The following is a 20,129-nucleotide window of genomic DNA, read 5'->3' on the forward strand; positions in this document are numbered from 1 at the left end:
CCATGGAACGCGGGGACCGGGCGACGCTGGTACGGATCTGTGACCTGGCGGGCCGGTCACGCGGCACCGGCTTCGTCGCCGACGACATGGGCACGGTCGTCACCAGTCACGAGACCGTCGACGGCCTCGTACGGGTGGTGCTGCACGGATCGGGCGACCGCACGTACGTCGCGGAGGCCGACGCCATCACCGCGCTGCCCGGTGACGCGCTGGCCCTCGTCCGCACCGAGGGCCTGGGGATGCGCCCCCTGCCGCCGGCGGACCGGGCGACGGTCGAGCCGGGCACGTACGTACGGATCGCCGCGGGAGGCTGGCGCCAGGCCCGGGTGCTCGGCACGACCGACGTGACGTACACCGCGACCGACCGCTTCCACGAGCTCGGTGACGTCCTGGAGCTCGCCATCGGCACGGACGGCAGCGAGGCGCTCCGGCTGGGCGGCCAGGCCGCGGGCGGGCCCGTCCTGGACGCCGAGACCGGGGCGGTGCTCGCCGTGCTCGGCACCGCGCTGCACGCCGGCCACCGGGCGGCCGGATTCGCCGTGCCCCTCGCGGCCGTCGCGGCCCGGGACCCCGGCGGCCCTCTCGCCGCCCTCCTGCGGCGCGGCGCCGCGACCGTCCCGGCGTACGGGCGGGACCTGAACCTGGCGGGTGTCCTGGAGCTCACCGCCACCTCCGGCGGCGCGGTCGGCGGGTCCGGCGCCCGGCCCGACCCGGTCGTACGGGCGGGCGTGGCGCGCGAGTACGACCTGTTCGCCGCCACCGACGCCCTGGTGCTCGGTCTCGTCGGCGACCCCGGCACCGGCCGCACCACCGAGCTCGCCGCCCTCGCCGGACGCCGGGCACGCGGCCCCGAACCGGCCCCCACCGTCCGGCTGCGCGGCGCCGACCTGCGGGCCGACGACTCCTCCGTCGCCGACGCCATCGGGCGGGCCCTGTGCCGGGCAGCCCGGATCGTCGCCGCCTCGGGCAGGCCGGGGCTGTGGGACGAGTCGGCCGCCGCCGCACCCGAGCGGGTGGCGCGGCTCGCCCGGGAGGAAGGGCGCCCCCTTCTCGTCCTGCTGGACGGCCCCGAGGAGATGCCTCCCCACCTGGCGCACCGGCTGCCCGACTGGACCGCCGGAACCATCGCCTGGCTCCGGGCGCACGGCGCCCGGCTGGTGATGGCGTGCCGCCCCGAGCACTGGGAGCAGGCGGTCGCCCTCCACCCGGGCGGATCGGCGCGGTGCGTGCCGATCGGCGACCTGACCGCACCGGAGGCGCGCCGCGCCCTGGAGCGGTACGGGCTGCCCGGCGACGCCGTCGCCGCGGCGGACGCCCGGCACCCGCTGGCGCTGCGGCTGCTCGCCGAGGTGCGCGAGACGCTGCCCGGCGAGGTGCCCGGCAGGCCCGGACGCGAGGAGATCTTCGCCGCCCACCTGGACCTGATGTGCCTGCGCGTCGCCGTCCGCCTCGCGGCCACCTCACGGCCCGTGGTGCGCGGCGCCGCCGTACGGCGCCTGGCCGCCCGGGTGGCGGGCCGCGTCCACGAGGCGGCGCGCCGCTGCCTGGGGCCCGGGCAGGGCGAACTGGACCGGGCGGCGTTCGAGGAGCTGTTCCCGTGGAGCAGCGGCTGGGCTTCGGCCGTCCTCACCGAGGGCCTGCTCCTCCCGGCGGGCGCGGGTTACCGCTTCGCCCACGAGGAGCTCGCCGACTGGCTTCAGGGCGCCCACCTGGAGGTGGACGCGGCACTCGGGTCGCTGGTGCGCCGCGGCCCTTCCTCCCGGGAGACCCTCCCGGTGCCACGCCATCGCATCGGCCCGGTGCTCCAGGCGCTCCTGCGCCTGGAGCGGGTCCACGGCCCGGCGGCCCTCGCCCACCGCCTGGAGGCCCTGATCGAGAGCCTCGACCAGGCGCCCGCCCCGGCGCCGGCGCCCACCGGGACGGGCGGCCCGGAGCCGCGGGTGCCCGCGGCGCGGACCGCGGCGGAGGACCCGCAGGCCGGACCCGCGGACGTCGCGCCCGACGGCGCGGCGCGCACCGGGGACGCCGAGTGGTGGGCGGCCCGGCTCGTACGGGAGGTGCTGCTCAGGGTCCCGGACGCGCGCCCCTACCTCGGGGTGCTGCGGATGCTCGCCGAACGGATCACCGACCGCTCCCTGCGCGGGGGCGGGCCCGATCAGCCGGGCGGCCTCGCCGAGTTCCGCCCCCGCTTCTGGGAGCGGCTGCCCCTCGGCGAGGACGAGCGCGTCGACCTCCTGCGGCGGCTCGTGCCCGCCGACGGCGCGCCCGGCAGCCACGACGCGCCCCGGTACCTCGACGCCGTCGCCGCACGGCTCGTCGCCGACCCCCGGGGCGTGCAGCCGCTGCTGTGCCGCTGGTTCGGCGACGAACGGCCGCTGCCCGCCGCGCCCGGCGCCCGGGTGCGGCCCACCGTGGCCGGGGCGGCGCAGGCCCTGCTGTACGCCCACCGCGACCTGGCCGTCGACGACCTGTGCGAGGCGCTCGTCACCACCGCCCACCCGAGCGCCGACGAGCTCCTCGCCGACCTGGCCGAGGACGAGCCGTCGGCGCTGTGCCGGGCCGTGGACCGCTGGGCCCACGACGACACCCGCCCCGGCCGCCGGGTCGCCGCCGCCACGTACGCGCGGCTCGTCGCCGAGCACGCCACCACCCCCGCCGACCGCGAACTGCTCAGGTACGCCGCTCTCGCGCTGCTCGCCCGCCCCGGCGACCGCGCCCTGCACGGAGCGGCGCTCGGCCTGCTCGTACGCGACCCCGACACGCGCGGACGGCATCTGCCACGGGCCCTCGCCGCCTTCCGGGCCGGTGACCCCGGCCTGTCCGCCGGCGCGCTGGCCGCCGCCGCGCACACCCACCCCGAGCCCGTCCTGGCCGCCTTCCGTGCCCGGCTGCGCGACGCCGGCCCGGGCGCCGCCGACGTCCTCGCCGCCCTCGCCGCGCTGCACACGCCCGCGCTCGCCCACCGAGCCGCGACGCTGGTGCGCGAGTACGTCGACCGGCACCCCGAGGGAGCCGTGCACGCCGCCGCGTACGTCGACCGGCGCCTGGAGCACGGACCGGCCGCCCGCGCCGTGCTGTTCCCCCTCGTCACCGGCCTGCTGCGGGGCTGCCCCGTCCAGGTGCGCGGCGCCCTCGCCCCGGTCCTCGCGGCGCCCGGCACCCGCGCCTCGCGGCAGCTGCGCGAGGAGCTCCTCGACGTCCTCCTGGAGTACGAGCAGTACGAGAGCCGTGACCTCGCCGTGGCGGACGCGGTGCTGCGGGCCGCCGCGCTCGGCTCGGCACGGCGCCCGGAGCCGCGCACCCGTGAGCTGGTGCACCGCACCGGCCTGCTCCTCGTGCGCACCCCCGAAGGCGCGACCTGCTTCGACCGCAGGCTCGTCGAGCTGGCTCGCCAGGTGCCCGGCTTTGCCGCCCTGGTCACCGGATGGCTCGCCCGGGCGCCCGACGAGTGGGCCTTTGTCGTCGGCCCGAGCGCGCGCCGGACCGTCGAGTCCCTGGCCGGTCCGGTGCCGATGCGGGCCGCGAGCCGCGGGCATGGCAGTCTTAGACCTGCGTAATCGGTCAATGACGTACACGGGTTCGGGCGAGGAGCGGTCACAGTGCAGCGCTGGCGTGGCTTGGAGGACATCCCCCAGGACTGGGGGCGCAGCGTCGTCACCATCGGCTCTTACGACGGAGTCCACCGCGGACACCAGCTGATCATCGGGCGCGCGGTGGAGCGGGCGCGTGAGCTCGGCGTCCCCTCGGTCGTCGTCACCTTCGACCCGCACCCCTCCGAGGTCGTACGCCCCGGCAGCCATCCGCCGCTGCTCGCGCCCCACCACCGGCGTGCCGAGCTGATGGCCGAGCTGGGGGTCGACGCCGTGCTCGTCCTCCCGTTCACGGCGGAGTTCTCGCAGCTGTCACCGGCGGACTTCATCGTCAAGGTCCTGGTCGACAAGCTGCACGCCCGCGCGGTCATCGAAGGCCCCAACTTCCGCTTCGGCCACAAGGCCGCCGGCAACGTCGCCTTCCTCGCCGAACTGGGCGCCACGTACGACTACGAGGTCGAGGTCATCGACCTCTACGTCAGCGGCGAGGCGGGCGGCGGCGAACCGTTCTCCTCGACCCTCACCCGCCGCCTGATCGCCGAGGGCGACATCGAGGGCGCCGCCGAGATCCTGGGCCGCCCGCACCGCGTCGAGGGCGTGGTCGTACGCGGCGCCCAGCGCGGACGCGAGCTCGGGTACCCGACGGCGAACGTCGAGACCCTGCCGCACACCGCGATCCCGGCGGACGGCGTCTACGCCGGGTGGCTCACCGCGAACGGCGAGCGGATGCCGGCCGCGATCTCGGTCGGCACGAACCCGCAGTTCGACGGCACGGAACGGACGGTCGAGGCGTACGCGATCGACCGCGTCGGGCTGGACCTGTACGGGCTGCACGTGGCCGTCGACTTTCTCGCGTACGTGCGGGGCCAGGAGAAGTTCGCATCGATCGAGGCGCTGCTGGAGGCCATCGGTGCGGACGTGAAGCGCTGCCGCGAACTGACCGAGGCCTACGACCAGGACGCCGCCGCCTAGGCCAGGTCGTGTCTTCACAGTCCCGTCTGCCCGTCGGCGCCCGGCACGCACTCCCCCAGAGCTTCGCCGGGGGTACCCCCAGCCGCGTTGTCGTCAGTCGCGATGTCCCCCGTAGCCCTTCGGGCACGGCAGGCGCCCCCACCGCAGTGGCTCCCTCCTCCGCCGTGCGAGCGCACGCACCGGACACCGCCAGGCCCGCCCTTCGGGCGGACGACGCTCCTTTGCAGACACTCCCTGGGGCCTGACCCGGACCCCGCACGCCGCGCCACGGGCCGGTACTGAGAGGCTTTTCGGAAGACGCTTGCGAGCGGTGAGCGACCGGAGGAGGCACACATGGCGGTACGGCCCGGCGACGCCGACGCCCTCGTGGTGGGGACGGCGCCCGCCGACCCCGTGGCGGCGGTGCTCCTCCTGCACGGCGGGCGCGAGGACGGTGACGCTCCGCCGCCGGCGCTCAACCTGCCCGGTGCGCGGATGCGGCCCTTCGGGCGGGCGGTGCTCCGTGCGGCCCGGCCGCACCCGGTGCTCCTCGGCGCCGTGCGCTACCGCCACCGTGGCTGGAACGGCGCGCGCGACGACGCGGCGCACGACGCCCGGCGGGCGCTCGACGCGCTGGAACGGCTCGCCGGGCCCGTACCCGTGGTGCTGGTGGGCCACTCCATGGGCGGCCGGGCCGCCCTGCGGGTGGCGGACCATCCACGGGTGCGCGGCGTGGTGGCGCTCGCCCCCTGGTGCCCGCGCGGCGAACCCGTGGCCCACCTCGCGGGCCGCCGGGTGTACGTCCTCCACGACGAGGCGGACCGCGTCACCGGCGCCCGGGACTCCTGGGACTTCGTCCGCCGGGCCCAGGACGCCGGAGCGGAGGCCAGAGGCATCGCCATGCCGCGCGGCGGCCACGCGATGCTCCGGGACGCGGGCACCTGGCACCGCCTCACGGCCGCCCTCGTCACCGGCATGCTCGGCCTCACTCCGTCCCCGCCGGGCCTCGCGGCGCCCCCGGGCGAGGCCGGCCTGGTCCACCCGGCCCACCACGTCCTCACCGACCTGCCCGACACGAGCCCCACCGGAACCACCGGCTGAAGCGGGCCGGCCGGTCAGGGGGGAGTCGCCGTCGCCGCCCAGTGGCACGCCGCCGCCCGTCCCCGCCCGTCCAGAACCGGCAGGTCCCGCGTGCGGCACCGGTCGGCGACGCCCGCCCGGGCCGCCTCACCCGAGGCCAGGACCTGGCACCGGGCGTGGAAACGGCATCCGGCGGGGACGCGGGACGGGTCCGGGGGCTCGCCCGACAGGACGACGGGTTGCGTACCGGACTCCGGGAGCACCGACAGCAGCGCCCGCGTGTACGGGTGCCGGGGCGCCGACAGGACCTCCTCCACCGTGCCCGTTTCGACGACGCGTCCCAGGTACATCACCGCCACCCGGTCCGCGATGTTCCACGCGAGGCCCAGGTCGTGTGTGACGACGAGCGCGGACAGTCCCAGCTCGTCGCGCAGGCGCAGCAGCAGCGCCAGGATCTCGCCGCGTACCGACGCGTCCAGCGAGGCGACCGGCTCGTCGGCGACGATCAGTTCGGGGTCGAGTACGAGCGCCCCGGCGATGACGACGCGCTGTCGCTGCCCGCCCGACAGCTCGTGCGGGTAGCGGAGGAAGAACCGCTCGGGAGGGCGCAGCCCGGTGCGGGAGAGCGCCGAGGCGACGGCGGCGCGCTCGTCGCCGTCGTACCCGTGGATCCGCAACCCCTCGGCGACCGCGTCGTACACGGTGTGCCGGGGGTTGAGCGAGCCGCCGGGGTCCTGGAGGACGAGCTGGACGCGCCGCCGGTAGGCCTTGAGAGCGGCGCCCTTGTACGGGAGCGGCGCTCCGGCGAAGGTGACGGTGCCGGACGTCGGCCGCACCAGTCCCAGCAGCGCACGGGCCAGCGTCGTCTTGCCGCACCCGGACTCACCGACGAGCGCGACGATCTCCCCGGCGCCGATGTCGAGGTCGACCCCGTCCACGGCGCGCGCGGACGGCCCGCCGCGCCGGCCCGGGAAGGTGACGTGCAGACCGGTCGCGGACAGCAGGGGCGTCATGCGGGGCTCCCCGTCGTCAGGACACAGGCCGCGCGGTGACCGGGCGCCGCCTCGACGAGCCGGGGTTCGTCGACGGCGCACGTGTCGAGCGCGACCGGGCAGCGTGGGTGGAACGTGCAGCCGGGCGGCAGCGCGGCCGGGTCCGGCGGATCGCCCGGCAGGCCGCGCGGGGCCCGCCGGGACGCCGGGTCGCCGATGCGCGGGAAGGCGGCGGACAGCGCCCGACCGTACGGGTGCCGGGCCGTGTCGTACACGGCGCGCGCGGGGCCCTCCTCGACGATCCGCCCCGCGTACATCACGGCGAGCCGGTCGCAGGTGTCGGCCAGCACCGCGAGGTCATGGCTGATCATCACCAGGCCGATGTCCTGGTCGGTCACCAACTGCTCGATGAGCCGCAGGATCTGGGCCTGGATCATCACATCCAGCGCGGTGGTCGGCTCGTCGGCCACGATGAGCCGGGGGTCGCAGGCCAGCGCCATGGCGATCATCACGCGCTGCCGCTGCCCGCCGGACAGCTCGTGCGGGTACGCGTGGGCCCGCGCGGCGGGCAGCCCCACCTGTTCCAGCAGTGCGCCCACCCGCTCGCGGGCCGCGCCCGGTGTCGCCCTGCGGTGGACGAGGAGCGGCTCGGCGATCTGGTCGCCGACGCGGTGCACGGGGTTGAGGGAGTGCATCGCCCCCTGGAACACGATCGACGCGCCCGCCCACCGCACCGCTCGCAGCCGCCCCCACTTCATGGTCAGGACGTCCTCGCCGTCCAGCAGGATCTGCCCGGTCAGCCGCGCCGTCGGGGGCAGCAGCCGCAGCAGCGCCAGCGCCAGCGTGGACTTCCCGCACCCGGACTCGCCCGCGATGCCCAACTTGCGGCCCGCCTCCACGGTGAGGTCCACGCCGCGTACGGCGGCGGTGTCCGCACCGTACGTGACCGTGAGGTTCCTGATGTCGAGGAGGCTCAACGCCCCACCCCCAGCTTCGGGTTGAGCACCGACTCGACGGCCCGCCCGCACAGCGTGAAGGTGAGCGCGACGACCGCGATGGCGATCCCGGGCGGCGCCAGGTACCACCAGTGCCCGGACGACACGGCGCCCGCCTCGCGCGCGTCCTGGAGCATGCCGCCCCAGGAGACGACGGTCGGGTCACCGAGCCCGAGGAAGGCGAGCGTGGCCTCGGTGAGGATGGCGTTGGAGATGCACAGGGTCGTCTGGGCCAGCACGAGCGGCATCACGTTGGGCAGCACATGACGGCTCATGAGGTGCGCGTGCCCGCCGCCGAGCGCCTTGGCGCGCTCGATGTACGGGCGGGACTCGACCGCGATGGTCTGCGCGCGCACCAGCCGGGCCGTGGTGGGCCAGCTGGTGACGCCGATCGCCAGGATCACCGTCCACACGCTCCGCGACATCACCGTGGCCAGCACGATCGCCAGGACGAGCGACGGCATGACGAGGAACCAGTCCGTGATCCGCATCAGCACGGTCGCGAACCAGCCGCCGTAGTGACCGGCGATGACGCCCACGAGCGTGCCGATGGCGACGGACAGCGCCGCCGCGAGCAGCCCGACGGCGAGCGACACCCGGGCCCCCCACAGCAGCAGCCCGAGCAGGGACCGCCCGAACTGGTCGGTCCCCAGCGGGAACGCGGCGCTCGGCGACTCCAGCGCCGTACCGGGCGCGTTGGTCACGCTCTGCACGTCGCCGCCGACGAGCAGGGGCGCGGCGAGCGCGACGACTGAGATCAGGGCCAGGGCGCCGAGCCCGTACAGCCCGGCCCGCCGCGTACGGTACTGCCGCCAGAAGCGCGCCGCCGACTCGCGTCTGCGCGCCCACGTCAGAGAGGTCATCGGCCCACCCGGGGATCGAGCAGCGGGTACAACAGGTCGGCGAGCAGGTTCATGGCGATCATCGCGCCGGCGAAGACCACGAACAGCCCCTGGACGAGCGGCAGGTCGGGCACGGACAGCGCCTGGTAGAACAGCCCGCCGAGCCCCGGCCAGGAGAACACCGTCTCGACGAGGATGGAACCGGCGGCCACATGGCCCAGGTTGATGAAGACCATGGTGACGGTCGGGAGGAGGGCGTTCGGTACGGCGTGCCCGCGGCGTACGAGATCGTCCCGCAGGCCCTTCGCCCGCGCCGTCGTCAGATAGTCGCTGCCCATCTCGTCGAGCAGTGAGGACCGCATCACCAGCAACGTCTGCGCGTACCCGACGGCGACCAGCGTCAGCACGGGCAGCACCATGTGGTGCGCCACGTCGGCGACGTACGCGAACCCCGTCTCGTCGCCCGACTCCATCCCGCCCGTCGGGAAGAGGCCGGGAAGCGGGCCGACGCCCACCGCGAGGACGATGATCAGCAGCAGACCGAGCCAGAACGACGGCACGGACCACAAGGTCAGCGCCACCCCCGTGTGGAGGCGGTCGCCGAGGCCGCCGTGGCGCCAGGCGGCCCGGGTGCCGAGCCACAGCCCGATCGCCGAGTACAGGACGACCGCCACACCTGTGAGCAGCAGTGTCGCCGGCACCTTCTGCGCGATCAGCTCGGCGACCGGTGCCCGGAACTGGTACGACATGCCGAGATCGCCGGTCAGTGCCTTGCCGCAGTAGTCCGTGAACTGCTGCCACATCGGCTGGTCCAGGCCGAACTGCCGCCGCAGTGTGGCCATTTGCCCCGCCGACGTCGGTACGCCGCGCGTCATGGCCTTGACCGGGTCGCCGGGGATGACGCGGAAGAGGAAGAAGCTGGTGACGAGGACGGCGAGCAGGGACACCACCGCGCCGGCCAGCTTGCCCGCCAGATGGCGCGGATAGGTGCTCGCGGTGGTCCTCCCACGCTCCACCGCCTGGGCGGGCGGGGCGTCGCCGGTGGCCGTCATCGCCCGCTACTCGCGGTCGTCGGCGGTCTTGCGGCGGCGCACGGCGGTCCAGGCGCCGACCGCGAGGAGGATGAGCGCCACCGGACCGAGCACCACCCACAGGGTGGTGGAGGAACCGGAGTCCTCGCTCCTGCCGGTGGCGGCGGGCTCGGCCGACCACCAGCTCCAGTACCCGTCCTGGCCCCAGAGGTTCCCGGCCGCCTCCGGCATCGTCCTGATCGACCCGATGTGGTCCGTACGGTAGGCCTCGACCGCGTTCGGGTACACCATGACGTTCATGTAGCCGGTGTCGTACAGCCGCGACTGGAGCTGTCTGACCAGGTCCGCCCGCTTGACGGGGTCGTACTCGGCCGACTGCCGCGCGTACAGCTCGTCGTACCGCTTGTCGCAGATGAAGTTGTCGGTGGCGCCGGTGTCCTTCGGTGTCGCGGGGAGGGCGGCGCAGGTGTGGATGGAGAGGACGAAGTCGGGGTCGGGGTTGACCGACCAGCCGTCGAACGCGAGGTCGTAGTCGCCCTTGAGCCACGGGTCGGAGACATTGTCGAGGCAGTCGACCCGCAGCCCGATGCCCAGCTTGCCCCACCACTCCTGGAGGTACCTGCCGACCGCCTTGTCGTTGGGGTCGGTGGCGTGGCACAGGATCCGGAAGTCGAGCGGCCTGCCGTCCTCGCCGACGCGCTTGCCCGCGCCGTTCAGGCGATACCCGGCCCGGTCGAGGGTCCGCGCGGCCTTCTCGGGGTCGTGGGCGAGCCTCTGTGCGCCCTGCGGCTTCCAGAAGTACCGGTCGAAGCGGGGCGGGATGTACCCCTCGCCCTCCACCGCGTGGCCCTGGAAGACCTTGTCGACGATGGCCTTCCGGTCGACGGCGAGGAAGAGCGCCCTGCGGACGGCCGGGTCGAGCAGGGCGGGGTGCCCGGTGCCGAACTTCTTCCCGTCCTTGGAGCGTGCGCCCGGGTTGGTGGCGAGGGCGAAGAAGCGACGGCCGGGCGCGTCGTTCACCTTGATGTCGGGGTCGGAGCGGAGCGACGCGGCCTGGGCGGGGGTGAGGTTCGGTACGAAGGACACCTCGCCCTTGCGCAGCGCGGCGACGGCGGCGTCACCGTCCTTGTAGTACATCAGCACCAGCTCGTCGAACTTGGGCGCCCCACGCCAGAAGTGCTTGTTCGGCTTGAGCTTGACGAACTGGTCGACCTTGTAGGCCGTGATGACGAAGGGGCCGTTGCCGACGATCGGGAACCGCTCGTCGTTGTTGTACGTGGAGAAGTCGCGGACCTTCTCCCACATGTGCTTGGGCACGATCGGCACGTCGAGCGCGGTCATGGTCGCCTGTGGCTTCTTCAGCTCTATGACGAGGGTGCGGGGGTCGGGCGCGGTGACCTTCTCGAAGTTGGCGGTGAAGCTGCCGTTGGCGGTGGCGGCGTTCTCGTCCGTCATCATCTTGTTGAAGGTCCAGGCGGCGTCCTCGGCGGTGGCCCGCTTGCCGTCCGACCACCTCGAGTCGGAGCGGATGGTGTACGTCCACGTCAGCTTGTCCGGGGACGACTTCCACGCGGTGGCGAGGCCCGGGATCGTACGGCCGTCCTTGACGTCGTAGTTCGTCAGGTACTCGTAGGTGAGCCGGTGGAGCGTGGTGGAGACCAGCCGCTGGGCGAGGAAGGGGCTCAGGGAGTCCACACTCTGCGCGACGGCGATCGTCAGGACCCTCTTGCCGGGCTTGCCGGCCTTTCCGTCGCCGTCGGTGTCGGCCGCCCGGGCGGGTGAGGCGGTGGCGAGGCCGGTGATGAGTGCGGAGGCGGCGACGGCTGAGGCGAGAAGCAGGCGGAGGGAGCGGTGTGGAGCCATGATGACCATGAGGTTGACCTCGCGTCGATCTCGGGGCGCCGGCTGGTGAAGCGAGGTTTATCAGCGCCGAAGGGCCGCGTCAACGATGCGTCAGATCCGTTCTGTCCTGCGGGAATGCGGAAGGGCCCGCACCGCCGGAACGGTGCGGGCCCTCATTGGTCCAGTCCTCTGCCGCCTTACTGCTGAGGGGGTGGCGGCGCCTGCTGGGGCTGCTGCGGGGGCTGCTGGGGCCACCCGGCCGGCGGCTGACCGGGCACGTGGCCGGGCGCCTGACCCGGGGCATGCCCCGGCGCCTGGCCGGGCGCCTGCCCGGACTGCGGGTGCCACCCCTGGGGCGGGTACGGCTGTCCGGGTGCCGGCTGCTGGGGCGGGTACGGCTGACCCGGCGCCATGGACTGGCCCGGCACCGGGGGCGCCATCTGCGGAGGCATGCTCCCCTGGCCGTCCGCGGTCCACAGCCCCTGCGCCTGCTGCGCCCGTACGAAGTCCTCGGCGACCATCGCGGAGAGGTTGAAGTACGCCTCCCGCGTCTTCGGCCGCATCATGTCGAGGTCCACCTCGGCGCCGGCCGCCAGGTGCTCGTCGAACGGCACCACGATCACACCGCGGCACCGCGTCTGGAAGTGCTGGACGATGTCCTCGACCTTGATCATCTTGCCGGTCTCCCGGACACCGGAGATGACGGTGATGGACCGCTGCACCAGCTCCGCGTACCCGTGCGCCGACAGCCAGTCGAGCGTCGTCGACGCGCTGGACGCGCCGTCCACGGACGGCGTCGAGATGATGATCAGCTGGTCGGCGAGGTCGAGCACCCCGCGCATCGCGCTGTAGAGCAGGCCGGTGCCCGAGTCGGTGAGGATGATCGGGTACTGCTTGCCCAGGACGTCGATCGCCCGCCGGTAGTCCTCGTCGTTGAACGACGTCGAGACGGCCGGGTCCACGTCGTTGGCGATGATCTCCAGACCGGACGGCGCCTGCGAGGTGAAGCGGCGGATGTCCATGTACGAGTTGAGGTACGGGATCGCCTGGACGAGGTCGCGAATGGTGGCCCCGGTCTCGCGGCGGACGCGGCGGCCGAGCGTACCGGCGTCCGGGTTGGCGTCGATCGCCAGGATCTTGTCCTGCCGCTCGGTGGCCAGGGTGGAGCCCAGCGCGGTGGTGGTCGTCGTCTTGCCGACACCGCCCTTGAGGGAGATGACCGCGATCCGGTAGCAGGACAGCACGGGCGTACGGATCAGCTCCAGCTTGCGCTGCCGCTCGGCCTCCTCCTTCTTGCCGCCGAGCTTGAAACGGGCGGCGGCGGAGGGCGTACGGCTCGACTTGGCCTTCTGCTTGTTGTTGCGCAGGAGACGGTCGGAGGACAACTCGACGGCCGCGGTGTAACCGAGCGGCGCGCCCGGCACGGAACGCTCCCGCTGGTCATGGGTCACGGGCGTGGGCCACGCACCGCCGACCCTCGGGTCGTACTGCCCCTGCGGGGCGGGCGCCTGAGGTGTGGGCGCCTGCGGAGGCAGGGCTCCGGCCTGCGGCTGACCGGGCTGCCCCGGCTGCGGCTGGGCGGGGATGTGCGGTTGCCCGGGGTAAGGCTGGCCGGGCTGCGGCTGACCGGGCTGCCCGGGGTGCGGGAAGCCGTAGCCGCCCTGCGGGTCCGGGGCCTGGGGCGGCTGGCCGGGGTGGCCGGCCTGGCCCGGGTGCGGGAAGCCGTAACCCCCCTGCGGCGTGGGTGCCTGCGGGGGCAGGGCTCCTGCGGGGCCGGGCTGCGGCTGCCCGGGGTAAGGCTGGCCGGGCTGCGGCTGGGCGGGCTGACCCGGGTGCGGGAAGCCGTAGCCGCCCTGCGGGTCCGGGGCCTGGGGCGGCTGGCTGGGCTGGCTGGGCTGACCCGGGTGCGGGAAGCCGTAGCCGCCCTGTGGCGTGGGTGCCTGCGGGGGGAGGGCTCCTGCGGGGCCGGGCTGCGGCTGTGCGGGGTAAGGCCGGCCCGGGTGCGGGAAGCCGTAACCCCCCTGCGGAGCCGGAGCCTGGGGCTGTTGCGCGGGCTGCCCCGGCTGAACCTGATCCGGGTGCGGGAAGCCGTAACCGCCCTGCGGCGCGGCGGCGTTCTGGGGCTGGGTGGCGGCCGGCGGGAAGGCCGACTGGTCCTGGGCGGGCGCGGGAGCCGGCCACTGCGGCGCGTTCGTCGGCGCGGCCGGCTGGAACGCCGGCGGCAACGGCGGCAGGGCCGCGCCCTGCTGCGGGCCAGGCGGCGGGGACCACGGCTGCGCCGGCGGCGCGGCGGGCGGGGTGTCCTGCGGGGCGGCGTCCCCGGGTGTCGCGTCCTGGGGTACGGCGTCGTCAGCGGCGTCCGCGCTCTCGGCCCTCACCGGGGCGGCCCCTTCGGGCACCGCGTCATGAGGCTCGTCGCCGGTGCCCGCGCCCGTGTCGTCCTGGCCCTCCGGCTCGGCTTCCTCCGCTGCCGCTCCCTCGGCCACCTCGGCATCTGCGGCCTCGGCGGTCCCGACCGTCTCGGCCGCCTCGGCCGGCTCATCGGCCCCGGCCGCACCGGCGTCGCCGGGCTCCACGGCCTCCGGCGCTTCCTGGGCCGGCTCGGCACCGGGCTCCTCGGGAGGCTGGGCGCCGCCCTGTACGGCCTGGACGGCCTCCGCCGCCGCCTGCGCGGCCCCGGTCGACTTCGCGGCTTCCCGCTCCGCGATCTCGGCCATCTCCCGCTTCAGGGCGGAGGGCGAGAAGCGCATGGTCGCACCGCTCTCCAGATCTCCGCCCCCGAACGGCTGCGGCGCATCGCCCGCCGACGCCTCGGCGACCGACGGCTCAGCCACCTCGGCGGCATCGGCGACCTCCGCGGCGGGCTCGGGCACCGAAGAAGCCGCAGGAGCAGGAGCAGGAGCAGGAGCAGGAGCGGGTGTGGGCGCGGGCGCATGAGTAGGAGCCGCCGGCGCCGTCGTCGGCGGCCAGTTCGGCTCGAACCCCCCGCCCGTCGGCAGCCCCGGCACCGGCACCGGTGTCGCCCCGCTGGGTGGCGGCGGAGGCGTGAAGGCCCCGGGTGCGCCACCCGGCACGGCCCCGGCACCGCCGGCCGGTGGCGGAGTCGGGGTCGCCGGGGATGACGACGTGTCAGCCGCGTTCTGCGTGTACCAGGCCGGCGGGGTGTAGTCGATGGTGAACTCACCCGTCATCTCGGCGGGATCCGCGTCGGACTGATCATCGACGGGCGGCGTGTTCCAGCCGCCCCCGCGGATCTCGTCCCGATCGCCGTTCACTTTGCCTCCTGGTGTGGTCGAGCACCCTTGTGCCGTCGTGGGTGGGGGCGACCGTTCCTGATTGCCGTCGTCCGTCCCGCCGCGCTCTTTCCCACCCTAATCGTCAACCGCGTCCGTACGTCAGGCCCGTCGGTCCCTCGTCGACCACCCCCCACGTCACCCGCTGCCCGCACGTGACGCGCCTACGCCGCAGCGTGAAGAAAGCACGCGGAAGTGGCACCTCAAAACCGTACATTCGCGTGCAGATCAGAGAGTGCGCCCGGGCCTCAGTCCATCCGGCGTGCGCTGCCCAACAATCCGGTCTCGGCGTCGGTGGCCTGCGTCATGACGAACTGCCGGTCACTGCCGCTGCTCCACAGTGTGACCCCGTCGGCGAGCGTGGACAACGCCTCCGTCTCGCCGCGCGACAGGTTCATGATGCGGCCGATCTGCGCGGCCTCGTCCGGCGACACCCGCTGCACGCCGACGAGCCCGGACTTCTCCATCAGCCGCGGCGCGACCGGGCTCAGGTACGGCAGTAGCGTCACCACCGACTGCCACGGCCCCGCCACCACGCGCCCGCGCGGCGGTCGCATCCCGCAGTCGCGCACGACGACGACCGGGCTGCCGGCCGACGCGCCCTGCGGCGGCACTCGTCCCACGTCGTGCAGCGTGACGCACGGCTGCCCGCCGCCCGCGGCCTGCGCGAGGGCGGTCCAAACCGGCGCGCGACCGGTCTCGACGGCGACGCGCGCACCGGTCGCGGCGGCCCGCAGCGCCAGCACCTGCGCGGTCCACAGGCCGCCGATCAGCGTGACGTCGTACGGAGTGGGCCGGTTGATGCCCAGCACCGCGGGCCGCCCCTCGGCGTCGACGCCGATCACCACGCCGTCATCGCCGACCGGCAGGCCGAGCGCGCCCAGCTGATCCAGGGGGACGGAGTGCCGTTCGCGGCGCGGCCCGATCAGCCCGAAGCCGAGCCGCGGCCGGCCACTTCGCCCCGTACGACCGGCCGGGCCCGTACCCGTATCCGTGGCGGAACCCGTGCCCATGGCAGGGCCCGCGCCCGAGGCAGGGCCCGCGCCCGTACCGGGGCCGAAGCCCGTACCGGCGGGGGAGCCCACACCCGCGGGTCCCGTCCCCGCGGCCGACCCCGTACCGGCGAGAGAAGCGGAGGACGACATCAGCGGGCACCCCCGAGCGGCAGAGTGGCGAGCATCGCGGGCATCTGCTCGCGGTCGAGCCGGACGAGTCCGGTCTTCACCCCGCGCGCGGCACGCTCCAGTTCATGACGGGACGCCACGAGCTCCTCGTCGCTGCGTCCGGTGATCCGCACATGCCCGGTCACCGTCACCTCCTGCCGGTCGCCGCCGCTCAGCGTCAGACTGAACGTGGTGGCCAGTGCCGGGATGGAGGTGAGCAGCGCGACCAGCTGCGGCATGGACGCCCCGCCCGGCCCGAACTGCGGCCAGCGCCCCACCCAGTACGTCGTGTGCCGCCGGTCGTCGCAGCGCCAGGTCCGCGAGGTCTCCTGCGTCCGCCGTCCCGGCGTCCGCGCCCGCCCGGCCTGCGCGATGGCGAGCGGATTGGCGCAGGTCGAGGTCGCCAGCGCCGACGTCAGCTCCTGCTCCGTCAGCACCGTCGCCCGGAATCCGGCGCCGGCCAGGCGGCTCGCCAACTGGTCGGCCGCGCGCACCAGGCACTTCTGCGCGCCCTCCATACCGCCACCGCGCGCGACGACCGCCTCCGGGCACAACTCCGGGTCCAGCTTGAGCGCGATCCACGTGATCCGGAGTGATGGGGAGCCGGTCTGGGCCTGCAGCGGCGCGTAGTTGCGTGCGGCGACCGACTGCTGCGGCAGGTGCGGGGCGGGCGCGGGCTGGGTGTGCTGCACGATCTGCGCCGACTCCAGCCGGATGCCGTCGACCTCCAGTACGTCCCGGACGAGCCCGAGCGGCAGGGGCCGCGCCGAGCGGTCGGGCCGCAGGGCCGTGGCGTCGGACTCGACCTGCAGGACGGCCGTCAGGAACGTCCCGTCACCGATCATTCCGACCGGCCGACGGTCGCGGTCGCTGTAGGTGTACGCCCGAAGGGCGGGGTCGCACTCGACGACCGGCGCCAGCCCGGGCTCCGTCCCCGGCGGCACCGTCAGGGACGCCGCCCGGCGCGTCCGGGCGCGCAGCGCGAACACCGTGGCCAGCCACTCGGGCAGCGAGCGCCGGTGCCGGCGCACCACCGCGAGCAGCACCAGCAGCGCCGCCACGACACCGGCCGGGACGAGCAGCAGCGGGTCGATCACCCAGGCCACCAGCAGCAGCGCGGCGGCCACCTCGATCAGTACGAGCTGTTGCAATCGGAACGAACCGAAGTGCCCGGGACGGCCCTTGAGGCGGGGCGTGACGGCCGACCGGTCCGGCACCCTGGCCGACGCACGCGCGGCGTGCCGCGTCGGCGTCGCGGAAGGCGTCGCGGAAGCCATGATGGAGATTCCCCCAATTCATCCCGATCACCCTGACCTGCCAGGGCTTTGGCGGCTGGATCACCCTACCCGCCCCACGAGCACGCTCGGTCAACAGGCATAGTAGGGGGCCGGTCCGACAACGGGGCCCCGGGTGCCATGCTCCCCAGGGGCGCTCGCAAGTGACTGTGCCTTTTCGAAGATGGGGACTCATGGCATCACGGCGGGATGAGCTCAACGCGTACACCTTTGCGAAGAAGCGCACGGTGGCCGCATTTCTCCAACCCTCACCCACGGGTACGGAAGAAGGGGCGCCGCGACCGCTGCGGGCCGTCGTGCCCAGCCTGATCGCGGGCGCGCTCGTGCTGGCCGTCTTCGGAGCCTGGGGCATGTTCAGCCCCAAGGCCCCCAAGGGCTGGGACACCCCCGGGGCCAAGGTGATCGTCGGCAAGCAGTCCACCACCCGCTATGTGGTCCTCTCCACCGGCAAGGGCAAGGACAAGAAGGTCCTGCTGCACCCGGTCCTCAACCTCGCCTCCGCGCGCCTGCTGCTCAACCCCCAGCAGTTCGCCGTGATCCAGGTCAGCGACGACATCCTCGACGCGGGCAAGCCGCCGCGCGGCCCGATCCTCGGCATCCCGTACGCGCCCGACCGGCTGCCCAGCGACAAGGAGGCCGCCAAGCCCAAGCGCTGGGCCGTGTGCGAGCAGCCGGGCGGCGGCAAGGGCGCCAGCGTGCAGAAGGCCACCTTCGTCCTCGCCGAGCGGGACTTCGGCCGCACCGACGGCAAGGAGCGGCTGAAGGACGGCCAGGTCCTGTACGTCAAGGGGCAGAAGGGTGCCCGCTATCTCATCGACGCCTCCGGCACCAAGTACCTCGTGGGCGGCACCCCGACCGACTCCGCCCTCCTGACGACGACGCTTGTGGGCCTGAACAAGGAGCCGCAGCCCGTCACCGACGACTGGCTGGCCACCCTGCACGACGGCAGCCCCATCGTCTTCCCCGAGATCGACGGCACGGTCGGCGAGACGGCCGGCATCGAGGGCGCCCTCAGCGCGACCGAGAACCGCGTCGGCATGGTCCTGCGCGCCCAGACGGGCTCCGGCCCCCAGCACTTCGTCGTCCTGCCGGGCAAGGTGCAGCCGGTCTCCGACTTCACCGCCTGGCTGCTCATCAACTCGCCGGACACCAAGGACCTGAACATGAACGGCGAGCCGGCCACCGTCGACGCCGCGTCGTTCACGTACGACTCCCGGACCTTCGGCGCGCAGTACCGCTGGCCGACGCGGCGAGCCGAACAGGTCAACTCCACCGGCGGCGACGACGCCCGCGACACCGTGTGCAGCGTCCTGCGCCGGGTCGACGACAAGGGGCGCGCCACCCTGTCCACCTGGGCCGGCGGCAAGTACCCCGCCGACATCACGGCGGGCGGCACCAGCACCTACGTCACGCCCGGCAGCGGCCTCCTCTACACCCAGGTCCAGGGCAAGCAGACCAAGCCCGACGGCTCGCTGTTCCTCGTCACCGACACCGGTCTGCGCTACGCGGTCCAGGCCAACGGCGACAGCGACTCCGAGCGTTCCGAGATCGGCACCGGCGACCAGCAGAAGCAGCAGGACGGCCGCCCCGAACCCAGCCAGGCCCAGGTCCGCCTCGGCTACGAGAAGGTCACCCCCTCCCTCGTGCCGATCACCTGGTCGGAGTTCCTGTCCAAGGGGCCACGCCTGGACACCAACAGCGCCCGCCAGCCGCAGGGCTCGTGAGGGGGACGACGACGCCCATGCCGTACCGGATCAGGACCACCGCCTCGCTCACCGCCGCCACGGCCCTCACCGGCCTGCTGGCCCTGCCCCCGTCCGCGTACGCCGTCGAACGGCCCGGAGGACTGGGCATCAACGGCAGCGGCGAGTGCACCTTCCCGATGAAGAAGCAGATCGAGGGCACGCCCTGGCCGCTCCAGCGGGTGCTGCTCGACGAGCTCTGGCAGGACACCAAGGGCAAGGGCGTACGCGTCGCCGTCATCGACACCGGCGTCGACGACGTCAACCCACAGCTCAGGAAGGCCGTCGACGCGTCGGCCGGCGCCGACTTCCTCAAGCCCGGGAAGGACGACCCGGACAGCAGGCGCGGCAGGACCGACGGCACGGTCGACGAGGTGGGCCACGGGACGAAGGTCGCCGGCATCATCGCCGCACGCCCCCGCAAGGGCACCGGTTTCGTGGGGCTCGCCCCCGAGGCGACGATCATCCCGATCCGCCAGAACGACGAGAAGAACAGCGGCAAGTCCAACACCATGGCCCAGGCGATCGACCACGCGATCGCCAAGAAGGCCCAGGTCATCAACATCTCCCAGGACACCACCCAGCCACTGAAGCCGCAGTCGGAGCTCGGCCGGGCGGTCGCGCGGGCGCTCGCCCAGGACATCGTGGTGGTGGCGTCCGCCGGCAACGACGGTATGGACGGGAAGTTCAAGAACACCTATCCGGCGGCCTTCGACGGGGTCCTCGCCGTGGCCTCCTCCGACCGCAACAACGAGCGCGCCGCCTTCTCCCAGGCCGGCCCGTTCGTGGACGTCGCGGCCCCCGGCGTCGACGTGGTCTCCACCGTCCCGGGCGGCGGCCAGTGCGTCGACAACGGCACCAGCTTCTCCGCTCCGTACGTCGCCGGCGTCGCCGCCCTGCTGCGCGCCAAGTACCCCGAGTGGAAGGCCCACCAGATCGTCGCGCAGATCGCGCAGACCGCCGAGCGCTCCATCAACGGACACGACAACTACGTCGGTTGGGGCGTCGTCGATCCCGTACGCGCGCTCGACGGCGACGCCGGGCCGCCCGAGTCACCGACCCCCGACCCGGGCCCCCCGAAGCCGCCCGCGCCCGAACCGGCGCACCTGGCGCTGACGGAGACCGCGCAGGAGCGCGCCGAGCGGTACGCGACGTACGCGATCGGTGTCGGCGGGGTGCTCGTGGCGGTGGTGGCGGGTACGGCGATCGTGGTGCGGGACAGCCGCCGCAAGAGGGCCCACCGAGCGGCGTCGTGAGCCAAGTCTCCCTGCATACCTTTGCAGTTGGAACTGTCGTACCAAGTGACTAGAGTG

The 20,129-nt window shown here is 74.1% G+C and carries 13 protein-coding genes; 5 read left to right on the forward strand and 8 right to left on the reverse strand.

From position 1 onward, the window contains the following. The first annotated feature begins 2 nt into the window (after positions 1-2). The 3 genes from ABZZ38_RS23815 to ABZZ38_RS23825 all read left to right on the forward strand — a co-directional run bounded on the left by ABZZ38_RS23815 (position 3) and on the right by ABZZ38_RS23825 (position 5,642). The gene (locus ABZZ38_RS23815; RefSeq protein WP_356743288.1) at positions 3-3,557 is read left to right on the forward strand and encodes a serine protease; all 3,555 of its coding nucleotides are present in this window, start codon (positions 3-5) and stop codon (positions 3,555-3,557) included. 42 nt (positions 3,558-3,599) lie between these two features. Beyond that, entirely contained in the window at positions 3,600-4,562 is a 963-nt protein-coding gene (locus tag ABZZ38_RS23820; protein WP_356743290.1) for a bifunctional riboflavin kinase/FAD synthetase, read from the forward strand. 333 nt (positions 4,563-4,895) lie between these two features. Beyond that, positions 4,896-5,642: an alpha/beta fold hydrolase gene (locus ABZZ38_RS23825; RefSeq protein ID WP_356743292.1), complete on the forward strand. Its 747-nt coding sequence runs from the start codon at positions 4,896-4,898 to the stop codon at positions 5,640-5,642. Positions 5,643-5,656: 14 nt separating this feature from the next. Here the strand turns inward: ABZZ38_RS23825 and ABZZ38_RS23830 are convergent, their stop codons facing one another. The 8 genes from ABZZ38_RS23830 to eccE all read right to left on the reverse strand — a co-directional run bounded on the left by ABZZ38_RS23830 (position 5,657) and on the right by eccE (position 17,056). Next, the gene (locus ABZZ38_RS23830; RefSeq protein ID WP_356743294.1) at positions 5,657-6,634 is read right to left on the reverse strand and encodes an ABC transporter ATP-binding protein; all 978 of its coding nucleotides are present in this window, start codon (positions 6,632-6,634) and stop codon (positions 5,657-5,659) included. Beyond that, on the reverse strand, positions 6,631-7,590 hold the full coding sequence (locus tag ABZZ38_RS23835) for an ABC transporter ATP-binding protein (protein ID WP_356743296.1): 960 nt from the start codon (positions 7,588-7,590) through the stop codon (positions 6,631-6,633). The genes ABZZ38_RS23830 and ABZZ38_RS23835 overlap by 4 nt, the downstream gene beginning before the upstream one ends. Beyond that, positions 7,587-8,471 carry an ABC transporter permease gene (locus tag ABZZ38_RS23840; RefSeq protein ID WP_356743298.1) on the reverse strand — a complete coding sequence of 295 codons (885 nt, stop codon included), beginning with the start codon at positions 8,469-8,471 and terminating at the stop codon, positions 7,587-7,589. Before ABZZ38_RS23840 ends, ABZZ38_RS23835 begins: the two co-directional genes overlap by 4 nt. Beyond that, the gene (locus ABZZ38_RS23845) at positions 8,468-9,502 is read right to left on the reverse strand and encodes an ABC transporter permease (protein WP_356743300.1); all 1,035 of its coding nucleotides are present in this window, start codon (positions 9,500-9,502) and stop codon (positions 8,468-8,470) included. Before ABZZ38_RS23845 ends, ABZZ38_RS23840 begins: the two co-directional genes overlap by 4 nt. A gap of 6 nt (positions 9,503-9,508) precedes the next feature. Next, positions 9,509-11,353, reverse strand: a complete 1,845-nt coding sequence (locus ABZZ38_RS23850) for an ABC transporter substrate-binding protein (RefSeq protein ID WP_356743302.1) — start codon at positions 11,351-11,353, stop codon at positions 9,509-9,511. A 167-nt stretch (positions 11,354-11,520) separates the two neighbouring features. Further along, the gene (locus ABZZ38_RS23855; RefSeq protein WP_356743304.1) at positions 11,521-14,598 is read right to left on the reverse strand and encodes an SCO5717 family growth-regulating ATPase; all 3,078 of its coding nucleotides are present in this window, start codon (positions 14,596-14,598) and stop codon (positions 11,521-11,523) included. A 266-nt stretch (positions 14,599-14,864) separates the two neighbouring features. Continuing rightward, a complete protein-coding gene (locus ABZZ38_RS23860) occupies positions 14,865-15,629 on the reverse strand; it encodes a hypothetical protein (protein ID WP_356743306.1) in 765 nt (254 codons plus the stop codon). Positions 15,630-15,760: 131 nt separating this feature from the next. Beyond that, positions 15,761-17,056 (reverse strand): type VII secretion protein EccE, encoded by a 1,296-nt coding sequence (eccE, locus tag ABZZ38_RS23865; RefSeq protein WP_356743308.1) that lies wholly within the window; start codon positions 17,054-17,056, stop codon positions 15,761-15,763. A 191-nt stretch (positions 17,057-17,247) separates the two neighbouring features. Here eccE and eccB point away from each other — a divergent pair, with 191 nt between their 5' ends. Together eccB and mycP are read left to right on the forward strand one after the other, a co-directional pair. After that, entirely contained in the window at positions 17,248-18,798 is a 1,551-nt protein-coding gene (gene eccB / locus ABZZ38_RS23870; protein WP_356743312.1) for a type VII secretion protein EccB, read from the forward strand. Positions 18,799-18,815: 17 nt separating this feature from the next. Continuing rightward, positions 18,816-20,072, forward strand: coding sequence for a type VII secretion-associated serine protease mycosin (gene mycP, locus ABZZ38_RS23875; protein WP_356743315.1), 1,257 nt, complete (start codon positions 18,816-18,818; stop codon positions 20,070-20,072). Positions 20,073-20,129 lie beyond the last annotated feature (57 nt).

This window comes from Streptomyces sp. NPDC006368 (assembly GCF_040612535.1).
Lineage (GTDB): Bacteria > Actinomycetota > Actinomycetes > Streptomycetales > Streptomycetaceae > Streptomyces.

Coding starts and splice junctions, on each gene's coding strand:
- ABZZ38_RS23815 (WP_356743288.1), top strand. CDS start 3: ATGGAACGCGGGGACCGGGCGACGCTGGTACGGATCTGTGACCTGGCG.
- ABZZ38_RS23825 (WP_356743292.1), top strand. CDS start 4,896: ATGGCGGTACGGCCCGGCGACGCCGACGCCCTCGTGGTGGGGACGGCG.
- ABZZ38_RS23830 (WP_356743294.1), bottom strand. CDS start 6,634: ATGACGCCCCTGCTGTCCGCGACCGGTCTGCACGTCACCTTCCCGGGC.
- ABZZ38_RS23840 (WP_356743298.1), bottom strand. CDS start 8,471: ATGACCTCTCTGACGTGGGCGCGCAGACGCGAGTCGGCGGCGCGCTTC.
- ABZZ38_RS23845 (WP_356743300.1), bottom strand. CDS start 9,502: ATGACGGCCACCGGCGACGCCCCGCCCGCCCAGGCGGTGGAGCGTGGG.
- ABZZ38_RS23850 (WP_356743302.1), bottom strand. CDS start 11,353: ATGGTCATCATGGCTCCACACCGCTCCCTCCGCCTGCTTCTCGCCTCA.
- ABZZ38_RS23860 (WP_356743306.1), bottom strand. CDS start 15,629: ATGGGCACGGGTTCCGCCACGGATACGGGTACGGGCCCGGCCGGTCGT.
- eccE (WP_356743308.1), bottom strand. CDS start 17,056: ATGGCTTCCGCGACGCCTTCCGCGACGCCGACGCGGCACGCCGCGCGT.
- eccB (WP_356743312.1), top strand. CDS start 17,248: ATGGCATCACGGCGGGATGAGCTCAACGCGTACACCTTTGCGAAGAAG.
- mycP (WP_356743315.1), top strand. CDS start 18,816: ATGCCGTACCGGATCAGGACCACCGCCTCGCTCACCGCCGCCACGGCC.